The organism is Pedobacter psychroterrae, from assembly GCF_004331695.1.
Lineage (GTDB): Bacteria > Bacteroidota > Bacteroidia > Sphingobacteriales > Sphingobacteriaceae > Pedobacter > Pedobacter psychroterrae.
In genome coordinates this window covers 239,123-250,370 of sequence record NZ_SJSL01000006.1, presented here as the reverse complement: position 1 = coordinate 250,370, position 11,248 = coordinate 239,123, and the positions used below count along the sequence as shown (strand labels likewise).

Below are 11,248 nucleotides of genomic sequence, written 5' to 3'. Positions count from 1 at the left end.
AGCTTTCAAGAGCATAGAACTGTTGTTTGTTCTTCCTAACTTAACTTCTTTCAATAATATGTCATTGTTATTGTTGCAACTCATACAGCGCGTAAGCGGTGTATAGATATAAAAGCTAAATAACATTAAAAATATTTAGGTGCCTATATCGGTGGTGTCCACCTCTTCCCATTCCGAACAGAGAAGTTAAGCCCACCAGAGCCGATGGTACTGCGGTAACACGTGGGAGAGTAGGTCGGTGCCAAATCTTAAAGAAAGCCTGTAGTAGAAATACTACAGGCTTTTCTTGTATATAAAAAAACCAAAAAGTAATCCTGTTTTAAGCTATTTGTTTCGGTTGCGTACCCAATCAAGGAACATAAATAGTTCAAATGGTATATAAAACAAATTAAAACTTGTTATTGATGTACTGCAAAGTATAAAATAACAACTAACCTTAATAAAGTGACGGGGATTACTAATCTTTATGCAATTATTTTGGTATCTTTGATACAAATTAAAAATACATACGAATGAGTTTTTTCGCAGAAAGAAGAAGGGAAGTAATGCTGCACATTGAGGATTATATGCTCGATATGATGAGTACTTACTTGAAGCCAATAGATACCAACTGGCAGCCATCGGATTTTTTGCCTGATTCTACAAGTGAGACTTTTTATCAGGATATAAAGTTGCTACGTGAAAATGCCAAGGATCTTTCATATGACCTGGTAGCCGTATTAATAGGTGATACAATTACTGAAGAAGCATTGCCTACATATGAGTCATGGCTTTCAATGGTAGACGGAATAACAAGGAATGAAGAAGGTGGATGGATGAAGTGGGTGCGTCATTGGACTGCAGAGGAGAATAGACACGGTGATTTACTGAATAGGTATCTTTATTTGTCTGGTCGCGTAGATATGCGTCAGATGGAAATATCTACCCAATATCTGATCGCTGATGGTTTTGATATTGGTACAGGTCATGATCCATACAGAAATTTTATTTATACCAGTTTTCAGGAACTTGCAACTAATATTTCCCATAGAAGGGTAGCGTCATTAGCTAAAAAGGATGGAGATGCTTTATTGTCCAAGATGTGTGGTGTAATTGCTTCTGATGAGGCTCGTCATGCTAAGGCATACAAGGATTTCATGAGCAAGATTTTTGAAGTAGATCCTAATGAAGCCATGATAGCATTTGAGGATATGATGAGAAGGAAGATCGTAATGCCTGCGCATTTCCTACGTGAAATGGGATTGAAAATCGGACAAACATTTGGCCATTTTACAGATGCGGCTCAAAGGCTTGGAGTATATACTGCTATTGACTATGTAGAAATTATGCAGCAATTGACTGAAGAATGGAAACTGGAAGGAATGCGTGATCTGAATGAAGCAGGTGAGAAGGCACGTGATTATATTATGGCTTTGCCAAATCGCTTGTTAAGGGTGGCAGAACGTATGAGTAATCCAACAATGGAATATAAATTTAGCTGGATACATGCTTAGTTAAGTCATGTATGATACAATAAAAGAGGTCCGGGTTCTTCATAAGTCCGGACCTTTTAGTTTATAGCTCTTACATATTTCGTCGGTATTGTCCGCCGACCTCATACAGGGCCTTAGATATTTGGCCTAATGAGCAGACTTTACACACATTCATTAGTTCTTCAAAGATGTTGCCTCCTTGGATGGCAACTTTTTGTAATCGCATTAAAGTCTCCGTAGTTTGCGTAAGATTCCTATTTTGAAATGCTTTTAATGTAATAATTTGATACTCTTTCTCCTCTTCCGTAGCTCTAATTACTTCACCTGGTACAATAGTAGGTGATCCATTTTTATTGAGAAATGTATTTACACCAACTATAGGGTATTCACCGGTATGCTTTAAGGTCTCGTAGTATAAGCTTTCTTCCTGGATCTTTCCACGTTGATACATCGTTTCCATAGCTCCCAATACGCCGCCACGATCATTGATACGTTTAAATTCCAGCAATACAGCTTCTTCTACCAGGTCTGTCAGGTCGTCTATTATAAATGCACCTTGTAAGGGATTTTCATTTTTAGCTAGACCTAGTTCCCTGTTGATGATAAGCTGTATCGCCATTGCTCGACGAACCGATTCTTCTGTAGGAGTGGTGATTGCTTCATCATACGCATTTGTATGAAGTGAATTACAATTGTCGTAAATTGCATAAAGTGCTTGCAAGGTCGTTCTGATATCATTAAAATCGATTTCCTGTGCATGTAAAGAACGTCCTGATGTCTGGATATGATATTTTAGCTTTTGCGACCTGTCATTTCCTTTGTACTTATTCCTGATCGCTTTCGCCCAGATTCTTCTGGCTACCCGGCCTATTACTGAATATTCGGGATCGATGCCATTGGAGAAAAAGAAGGAAAGGTTTGGTGCAAAGTCGTTAATGTTCATCCCTCTGCTTAAATAGTATTCCACAAAAGTGAAGCCATTACTTAAGGTAAATGCCAGCTGTGAAATGGGATTTGCTCCAGCTTCAGCAATGTGGTAACCGGAAATTGAAACAGAATAGAAGTTCCTTACTTTTTCGGTAATAAAATAGTTTTGGATATCACCCATCATCCTTAAAGCAAATTCTGTTGAGAAAATGCAGGTATTCTGGGCCTGGTCTTCTTTTAGAATATCTGCCTGTACGGTTCCACGAACCGTACTTATGGCGTAAGCTTTTAGTTTACTATATATGTCTGCCGGCAAAACTTCATCACCTGTTACTCCTAGCAGCATCAGGCCCAATCCATTATTTCCTTCTGGCAATGATCCGCTATAAGAAGGTATTTGTTGCCCTTTGCCCTCGTAAATGGTTTTTATTTTTTCTATGACCTCTTCTTCCAGACCGTGTTCAATGATGTATTTTTCACATTGCTGATCTATAGCTGCATTCATAAAGAAGCCTAACAGCATAGGGGCAGGTCCATTAATGGTCATGGAAACCGAAGTAGAGGCTGCACATAAATCAAATCCTGAATAAAGCTTTTTGGCATCGTCTAGTGTCGCGATGCTTACACCTGAATTTCCTATTTTGCCATATATATCCGGGCGGATATGAGGATCTTCACCATAAAGTGTTACAGAATCGAAGGCAGTGGACAGCCGGTGCGCAGGTTGCCCTAATGACACATAATGAAATCTTTTATTCGTTCTTTCCGGCCCCCCTTCACCTGCAAACATGCGCGTCGGGTCTTCTCCATCCCTTTTCAATGGAAATACACCTGCGGCATACGGAAATTCACCTGGTACATTCTCTGTAAGCAACCAGCGTAGAATATCTCCCCAGTCTCCATACCTTGGTAAGGATACTTTAGGTATTTTTAATTTAGACAGGGATTCGTAATAAAGAGGTTGTTTAATTTCTTTATCCCTCACTGTATAACTGAAGAAGTCCTGTTTGTATTTAATTTTAGTATCTGGCCATTGCCGAAGCAACTTTTTACATTCCCCGTCAAGCTGTTCCTCCAGGATATTATAGGTTTCTTTTAACGAATTAAAGAGTTCAGGAGACAGGATATTGTGATCATTTTTATCTGTTGTATTTAGATCGATAACGCCTTTTAACTGATATAACTTGCGTGCGATAGTGCTCTGTTGGTCTACCCAATCATTATAGGACTGACTTGCCTCGGCTATTTCAGCGAGGTATCGTGTTCTTTCGGGCGGAATAATGTATATTTTTTCTGATTCTCCACCGATCAGTTCCATTTTTGCTTTGAAATCTATTCCTGCTTTGTCTTTGATCGTCCGCATAAGGGCAGTAAACAGGTTGTTCATGCCTGGATCATTAAACTGTGATGCCATGGTGCCAAAAACCGGGATAGTTTCGTCTTTGGCGTCAAAAAGATTGTGATTGCGCTTGTATTGTTTTCGTACATCACGTAAGGCATCCAATGCGCCACGTTTATCAAACTTGTTGATGGCTACAAGATCAGCAAAATCGAGCATGTCTATTTTTTCAAGTTGTGTAGCAGCACCAAATTCGGGTGTCATGACATATAAAGAAACATCGCAATGTTCTGTGATTTCAGTATCGGACTGGCCTATTCCTGAGGTTTCTACTATGATGAGGTCATAGCCGGCAGCTTTACAGATGTCAATACTTTCCTGAACATTTTTAGACAAAGCCAGATTAGCCTGCCTTGTTGCGAGTGAACGCATATAAACTCTTGGATTGTTGATGGCATTCATCCTGATCCTGTCACCAAGCAGCGCACCACCTGTTTTACGCTTTGAAGGGTCAACGGATATAATCGCCAGGGTTTTATCGGCTACTTCCATCAGAAATCTTCTGACAAGTTCGTCAACCAGAGAAGATTTGCCAGAACCACCCGTACCTGTAATTCCGAGTACGGGAATGGTATGGTTGGCAGTTAACTTCTTAAGTTCATCTACAAATGACTGTGCTTCTTCTGGATTATTTTCTGCCACAGTTATCGCCGTGGCAATGGCCTTGACGTTCTTTTCGGTAATGTTTCTAAGTGTACCGTTTATAGAAGTGGCAGTGATGAAATCTGCTTGTTCAAGCATGTTGTTGATCATACCCTGCAAGCCCATTTTCCGTCCATCATCGGGTGAATAAATCCTTGTGATCCCATACCGCTGCAGCTCGGCTATTTCTGATGGAAGGAAGACTCCACCACCCCCAGCAAAGATTTTAATATGGCCTGCGCCGCGTTCCTGTAAGAGATCGTACATGTATTTGAAATATTCTAGATGGCCTCCCTGGTAGGATGTCATTGCTATGCCTTGTACATCTTCCTGAATGGCACAATTCACTACTTCGTCTACTGACCTGTTGTGGCCCAGATGGATTACTTCTGCTCCTGAGGACTGTAGAATACGACGCATAATATTAATGGTGGCATCGTGTCCGTCAAATAGTGCGGCAGCTGTTACAAAGCGAATTTTATGTTTGGGTTTATAGATTTCAATTTGCTCCATAGCATTTTATGATTGGTATGCAAAGGTAACAAAAACTCGGGCTAAGGGTATAAACATAAAAAGCCGCTTCTGTTGTAAGCGGCCTTTTATTATATGGAATTTATTGATGTGTTAGCTCTGTTATGGGTGCTCCTACACATCCGCTTGGCATCTGGATGTGCAGCATAGCCGCCAATGTGGCCGCAATATCGGTCATGTAATACGTTTTATTGGTTTTTCCCGGTTTTACATTCCATCCCATGAAAACACAGGGGATATGAGCATCATAAGGATTCCATGATCCATGTGTAGTTCCGGTCTTACCACCGTCAAAGTAATTAGATTTTAGTAAGTAATATATATCTCCGCTTCGCTTGGCATTGTAACCATAAGTTATTGCTTTTTTGATCTGCTCTGGTATAGTTTCATTGGCAAGGTTATTTAAATCAACTGCATCAAAGACTTCGTCTTCTTTTTTCAAAGTTTCGATAGCCAGGTTTTTTATCGCGGTGAAGTCGGCATTGGCTGCTTTGACAGCATCATGGTCAAAATAGAACTGACTGTTTTTGGAGGTAACAATCGCTTTCTTTACATTATACTTTTCTTCAATAAGGGTGTTTAAGGTCTTTATCACTTTTGAATCACTATACAATCCACCAGGTAATTTATTGTCCTCCATGAAGGTAGGTGCGTGGGCTACACCATGGTCTGCAGATAAGAAGAACAGGTAGTTTCCCTTGCCAACTTTGGTGTCTAGATAATTGAAAAATTCTTCCAGATCTTTATCTAATCTAAGGTAAGTGTCTTCAATCTCAATAGAATTGGGGCCGTACTGATGTCCTACATAGTCTGTTGCAGAACAGCTAACAGCAAGAAAATCTGTAGCGCTGCCCTGTCCCAAATCTTCTGAAAGTATGGCCAGTTTGGCAAAATCTAAAGTAATGGTGTTTCCATACGGGGTACTTTTTATCATCTCATAATTTTTCCCTGCATAAAGTTTTAACGGGTGCGGAAAAGTAGGGGTTTCTTCGCCTCTTGCTTTTCCTTCATAACGTACATTGTCGGCAGTACTTTGAGTATATGTTTCTATTGGATACAGGGTATTCCAGTTTTTGTCGAAAAACTTATTTGCCAGTTTAATTTTGTTATAATCTTCGAGCCATGCCGGAAGCTTTTTCATATAGTAGGAACTGGTTATCCAATCACCTGTCTGTCCGTCATACCAATAGGCAGCATTCGCAGAATGACCAGCCGGGAGGATAGATCCACGGTCTTTTAAAGAAATTCCAATGACCTTACTTTTGAAGTTTGTAGCCAGTCGCAATTCATCGGTAATCGTTGTTGTAAGCATATTTTTTGGAGACATCAAGCCAGCTTTTGTATTGCTGCCTACGGTGGTCACACTGGTATCTTCTGCACAATACACTCCTCTTTTAGACTGCGGATCATACCAGTCATTCCCAATAATACCATTAATGGCAGGTACAGAACCGGTATAAATACTGGCATGTCCACAGGCGGTATAGGTTGGGGTATAGGGAATAAATGTATTTTCTGCTGAGAAGCCTTCATTTATCAGGCGCTTAAATCCTCCATTAGAATACCTGCTGTAATATCGATATAAGTAATCCCATCTCATTTGATCCACAACAAGGCCAACTATTAATTTTGGTCTGTTTACATTGGCTGGAAAAGTACTGATCAGTTTGGGTTTCGTCTTCTTTTCCTGTGCCATTGATAGGGTGCATAGCAAAGCAAGGATGGTAAATAAAAAGTAAAATCTTCTCATTAATTTATGTGTTATGTGTGTTTTGATAGTTAAAGGTACTTGTTCAAATATAAGTAAACGAAGTGCAGAGTGTAAAGATTATAATACTTCTGCTACGACAAAGGTGCTTCCTCCGATGAAGATCATATCATCGTTATTTGCAGCATTTTTGGCAGCATTACAGGCCAGTTGGACCGTCGGAAAAACTGCTCCTTTAAGCCCGTGTTCCCCTGCCTGATGTGCCAGTTCTTCTACCGGAAGTGCCCTTTCGAGATTTGGCTGACAGAAATAGTATTTAGCATCTGCAGGAAGCAGTTTCAATACTCCACTGATGTCTTTGTCTTTTACCATGCCGATTACTATGTGCAGATCTTTATATGGTGTGTCCTTTATATTCTGCATTACCTCTGCCATGCCAGCTATATTGTGGCCTGTATCACAAATTATTAAAGGGTTAATGTGTAGTGTCTGCCACCTGCCCTGTAGCCCGGTAAGCGATTTCACGTTTCTAAGCGCCGAATAAATAGCCTTGTCATTTATTTTATAGCCAAGTTCAATAAGCTTTAGCAAAGAGCATACAGTGGTTTTAATGTTTTTAAGCTGGTAGGAACCAGTAAGGTCGAGCTGCAGGTCTTTAAAGACCGGCTGGTCATGATTGGCAATAGAGACAGTTAAGTACTTATTCTTTCTTTCAAACCCGGTGATATGTAATTGCTGATCGGCAAAAATGAGCTCACTGTTTGTTTCCCTTGCTTTTTCTATAAATACCTCTTGGGTCTCCGGGTCTTTCTCCCCAATAATTATTGGAATATTAAGCTTAATTATTCCGGCTTTTTCAGCAGCTATTGCTGCCAGGGTATCACCGAGAATATTGGTGTGATCTAGACTGATATTGGTAATTACAGATAGCTCCGGCATAATAATATTAGTAGAATCCAGTCTGCCCCCCAGTCCGACTTCCACTACGGCTATAGCTACTTTTTCCAAAGCAAAGTAGGAGAAGGCCATGGCTACGGTCACCTCAAAAAAAGAAGGGCTCAGCTCTTCAATGAGCGATTTCTGCTGTTGCACAAAGTCAGTTACAAATCTTCTGGGAATCATTTTCCCATTTATCCGGATACGTTCTCTAAAATCCTTTAAATGAGGAGAAGTATACAGCCCTGTTTTGTATCCGGCTTTCTGTAAAACGGAGGCAAGCATATGAGAGGTTGATCCTTTACCATTTGTCCCGCCAATATGTATTGTTTTAAATTTATTTTGTGGATTGTTCAACCGGTCGCACATGGCGACTATATTGTGCAGGTCATTTTTGAATGCTGACGCACCCACACGGGTAAACATGGGAAGTTTAGCATATAAGTATTCAAGAGTTTGTTTGTAGGTCATTCCAGAAAACTAAAACACAAAGATATAGGTTTCCGGACTATTTAACTTTAAAGTTAATGGTAACGACACCCATTTGAACATCTGCACCTAAATCAGACGCGTTTAAGCGGGCAGCCATAATGGCTTCTTTACATTTCCGCCAAAGTTCCCGGTCATTAAGAGTGGTGCCCTTAACGCCTGGAATGGCATCAATGATAGTTCCGTTCTTATTAAACTTAAGACGTATCGCAATTTTACCGGTTTTCTGACCATTATCTTGTGGGGGTACGAAGTTTACAAAGCTTCTTATCGGAATAGGGGTATCCCCAAATCCTGAACCACCCTCACCATAATTGGAGGCCAGGGGATCACCATCTTTATCACCCTGATTGCCCGGAGTGGTACCTGTGCCATCTCCTCCGCCTGTTCCTGTGCTCTTTTTTCCTTTATAAAGCGCATTCTGATTGATTACAGGTTTTGAAGGTTTTTTTTCTGTACTGGTAGTAGGGGTGGATGTTTTGGTGGTAGCTTTAGTATTTACACTTACCGCTTCTTCTGTATTCTGTGTTTGAATTTCTTTGGCCGTAGACTGAGACGTAGGTGTTTGTGGAGTAGGCTCGGTAGGCACAACCTTATCAGGAGGCTGATTATTTGCGTTAGGATCTGCCGAAGGCTCTTCTATACTCGTATAATCGCTGCCCATTCCAGTCTCGGAGGTCCCATAGTTTACTACCATACCTCCCATGCCCACTTCTACCGGTTCAAATTTTCCTATTACGATGAAAAAGCTTAAAACCAGCAAAGCAGCCATAATCGCGCTGGATATGGCTATGGCTTTTGGGTAATTATTTTCTTCCTTTGGATAAGTCATCATTTCTTAGGTTCTACAGCAAGTACTAGCTTCAGGTTCAGCTTGCTTGCAATGTCATACACCACCAGGGTGTTTTCAATTGAAACTGTGCCGGCTGCATAAAGCACTATAGAAAGATCCGGAGCCGTTGCTTTATAAGCCTCTAGCGTCGACTGAAGATTTTCTAATGTTGTTGGCTGTTTGTCAATAAAATAATTTAAGTTCTCATCTATAGATACAGTAACGGTTTTTTGAGCCGAAGATTGCTGGCCTGAGTCAGACTTTGGCAACAATAGCTTTACAACTTCTGGATTTACTACTGCAGAGGCCAATAGAAAAAACAGCAGCAGAAAGAACATGATATCATTCAGTGCCGAAGTATGAACCTCTACGGTTCCCTTATTTCTTTTGCGTAAATTCATTATTTCCCTGGCTCCTCTAAAAGATCGATGAAGTCAATAGCATCAGTTTCCATACGAAGTATGATACGTTCCAGCATCATGTTCAAAATATGATAAAGCACATAAGCAATGATACCGATGATCAAACCTGTAGCTGATGTAATCATTTTAGTATACAGACCACCAGATATTGTGCCAATCTCAATAGCGCCCTTGATGGAAACGTCATGGAATATAGTGATCACTCCTATAATCGTACCCACAAAACCGAGCATCGGTGCGATCCCTGCTATGATCCCCAAAACTCCAATGTTTTTCTCCAATTTGGAGACTTCCAGTTTTCCATTATTTTCGATTGCTGCTTCTATATCCTTTATAGGGCGGCCTATACGTTTCAATCCCTTCTCCAGCATCCTGGCAAGAGGGGAGTTATTGTTGCGGCATAACGCGATAGCATTTTCCAATCTTCCATCATGGATATATTGCTTTATCTGAAGCATCAGGTTGGATTCTGTTTTAGATGCTTTCCTGATAGTAATATACCGCTCTACAAAAATAACCAGCCCTAAAAATGCGAGAAATGCCAATGGGAGCATTACCCAGCCACCTTTAAATAAAAGGTCTATAAAATGCAGTTCTGGTGGTGCAGGAGTTATTGCCTGCATGGCAAGGCTATCGGTAACCTGGGTAAGCGTATCAGTGGCACTTTGAATTAATGCGATCATATTATTTAATGTTATTTGTGTGTCTGTTTGTGTAAATGTAGATTCCAGGTATTTTAGTAGTCTTTTTTAACAATTTTAGTTGGACATTTGCAGTTTCTTCATCAATAAATGTTCCGATACTTACTTTTATCCGCCTGCCCGGCATGTCGGCTATTTTGGCAGGAATGCCTCTTCGTTCCATTTCCTTTAGAAAATTTTCTGCTTCTTTCTTGTTTAAAAGCGATGCAGCAATGATTTCATAAGAAATGGCAGTATCAGGCTGCTGTACAAGCACAGAATCCTGAAGCGAGTCAGTGGGAATTACCTGTTGGATATTAGCTCGTGCTACACTATCAGCATACGCCGCAGCGTCTGCTTTATTACCTGGAACAATCAGGGTATTTGATTTATCAAGCGGGGAGTTGCTGTCCGCGGGTCTCTTAAACAGTTCAGGTTTTATCATATAAGCTGCTATTACAGCTATTACGATTACAGATATTGCTAAAATAACCTTCAAATAACCAGGCATTCCATTATGCGCTTCATTTATGATCTCTGGCTCATATAGCGTTTCAAGCGCAGCCGGCTCTTCAAATTTCCAGACATTTTCAACTGTTTTTGGTCCTGGTAATTCAGCGGGTTCCTCCTCCATGCCTTCAGGCGTCTCAATTGTGATGGCTGGTCTCACCTTTTCGGCTATTTGTACCTCCGATATTTCTTCGTAAACCTGTTGTTCATCTTTATCAGCGGGTTCCTGTTGTTTTTCATCAGCAGTTGGTTTGTCTTGCTGAGGATGATCTCCAGCAGGCAACGGCACTTCTTTTATATCAGGCATGCCATAAAAATCAAATCCGATATTTGATTTGTTTTCCGGATTAAATGTAAACCCGTCCAGGCCGGGTTCCAGCATACCTAATTCACTAAGTTTTACTTTTTCACCTCTATCAAGCTGTTCTTTTATTTCCCTGGCAAACTGCTCTATGTAGAAGGCCGCATTGTCAGCAGCAATATTTCCTTTTTTGCTAATGAAATCCCTCAATATTGCTTGTTCCTTTAGCTCATCAGTAAAGTCAAGAACATAACTGGGAGGTAGAAATGAATGTGTATCAACATCATACCTTCCGGGAGATTTCCTTTTATAGAAAGTCCCAAGGCCGGGAATTCCCACCTCTTTCCGGGTTTTTACAATTTCAGTAAGGTATGACAAGATATCCATTCTGGTAAAAAT

At 40.5% G+C, this 11,248-nt stretch carries 8 protein-coding genes and 1 rRNA gene; 2 read left to right on the top strand and 7 right to left on the bottom strand.

All coding sequences use genetic code 11. The features are described 5' to 3' along the window. The first annotated feature begins 135 nt into the window (after window positions 1-135). Window positions 136-247: ribosomal RNA gene (rrf, locus tag EZ437_RS18240) — 5S ribosomal RNA — on the top strand. 265 nt (window positions 248-512) lie between these two features. Beyond that, entirely contained in the window at window positions 513-1,493 is a 981-nt protein-coding gene (locus tag EZ437_RS18235; RefSeq protein ID WP_131597503.1) for an acyl-ACP desaturase, read from the top strand. 70 nt (window positions 1,494-1,563) lie between these two features. Here the strand turns inward: EZ437_RS18235 and EZ437_RS18230 are convergent, their stop codons facing one another. The 7 genes from EZ437_RS18230 to EZ437_RS18200 all read right to left on the bottom strand — a co-directional run bounded on the left by EZ437_RS18230 (window position 1,564) and on the right by EZ437_RS18200 (window position 11,236). Next, window positions 1,564-4,953: a methylmalonyl-CoA mutase family protein gene (locus EZ437_RS18230; protein ID WP_131597502.1), complete on the bottom strand. Its 3,390-nt coding sequence runs from the start codon at window positions 4,951-4,953 to the stop codon at window positions 1,564-1,566. A gap of 100 nt (window positions 4,954-5,053) precedes the next feature. Then, window positions 5,054-6,721: an alkaline phosphatase PafA gene (gene pafA, locus EZ437_RS18225; RefSeq protein WP_131597501.1), complete on the bottom strand. Its 1,668-nt coding sequence runs from the start codon at window positions 6,719-6,721 to the stop codon at window positions 5,054-5,056. A 78-nt stretch (window positions 6,722-6,799) separates the two neighbouring features. Then, complete coding sequence (locus tag EZ437_RS18220) at window positions 6,800-8,086, bottom strand: bifunctional folylpolyglutamate synthase/dihydrofolate synthase (protein WP_131597500.1); 1,287 nt, start codon at window positions 8,084-8,086, stop codon at window positions 6,800-6,802. Window positions 8,087-8,123: 37 nt separating this feature from the next. Further along, on the bottom strand, window positions 8,124-8,939 hold the full coding sequence (locus EZ437_RS18215) for an energy transducer TonB (RefSeq protein WP_131597499.1): 816 nt from the start codon (window positions 8,937-8,939) through the stop codon (window positions 8,124-8,126). Beyond that, window positions 8,936-9,337, bottom strand: a complete 402-nt coding sequence (locus EZ437_RS18210) for an ExbD/TolR family protein (protein ID WP_131597498.1) — start codon at window positions 9,335-9,337, stop codon at window positions 8,936-8,938. Before EZ437_RS18210 ends, EZ437_RS18215 begins: the two co-directional genes overlap by 4 nt. Next, window positions 9,337-10,041: a MotA/TolQ/ExbB proton channel family protein gene (locus tag EZ437_RS18205; protein ID WP_131597497.1), complete on the bottom strand. Its 705-nt coding sequence runs from the start codon at window positions 10,039-10,041 to the stop codon at window positions 9,337-9,339. The genes EZ437_RS18210 and EZ437_RS18205 overlap by 1 nt, the downstream gene beginning before the upstream one ends. Window position 10,042: 1 nt before the next feature. Then, on the bottom strand, window positions 10,043-11,236 hold the full coding sequence (locus EZ437_RS18200; protein WP_131597496.1) for an HU domain-containing protein: 1,194 nt from the start codon (window positions 11,234-11,236) through the stop codon (window positions 10,043-10,045). Window positions 11,237-11,248 lie beyond the last annotated feature (12 nt).

What these genes read in the sequence shown, in the direction of transcription:
- EZ437_RS18235 (WP_131597503.1), top strand. Translation starts at nt 513, where the DNA reads ATGAGTTTTTTCGCAGAAAGAAGAAGGGAAGTAATGCTGCACATTGAG.
- EZ437_RS18230 (WP_131597502.1), bottom strand. Translation starts at nt 4,953, where the DNA reads ATGGAGCAAATTGAAATCTATAAACCCAAACATAAAATTCGCTTTGTA.
- pafA (WP_131597501.1), bottom strand. Translation starts at nt 6,721, where the DNA reads ATGAGAAGATTTTACTTTTTATTTACCATCCTTGCTTTGCTATGCACC.
- EZ437_RS18220 (WP_131597500.1), bottom strand. Translation starts at nt 8,086, where the DNA reads ATGACCTACAAACAAACTCTTGAATACTTATATGCTAAACTTCCCATG.
- EZ437_RS18215 (WP_131597499.1), bottom strand. Translation starts at nt 8,939, where the DNA reads ATGATGACTTATCCAAAGGAAGAAAATAATTACCCAAAAGCCATAGCC.
- EZ437_RS18210 (WP_131597498.1), bottom strand. Translation starts at nt 9,337, where the DNA reads ATGAATTTACGCAAAAGAAATAAGGGAACCGTAGAGGTTCATACTTCG.
- EZ437_RS18205 (WP_131597497.1), bottom strand. Translation starts at nt 10,041, where the DNA reads ATGATCGCATTAATTCAAAGTGCCACTGATACGCTTACCCAGGTTACC.
- EZ437_RS18200 (WP_131597496.1), bottom strand. Translation starts at nt 11,236, where the DNA reads ATGGATATCTTGTCATACCTTACTGAAATTGTAAAAACCCGGAAAGAG.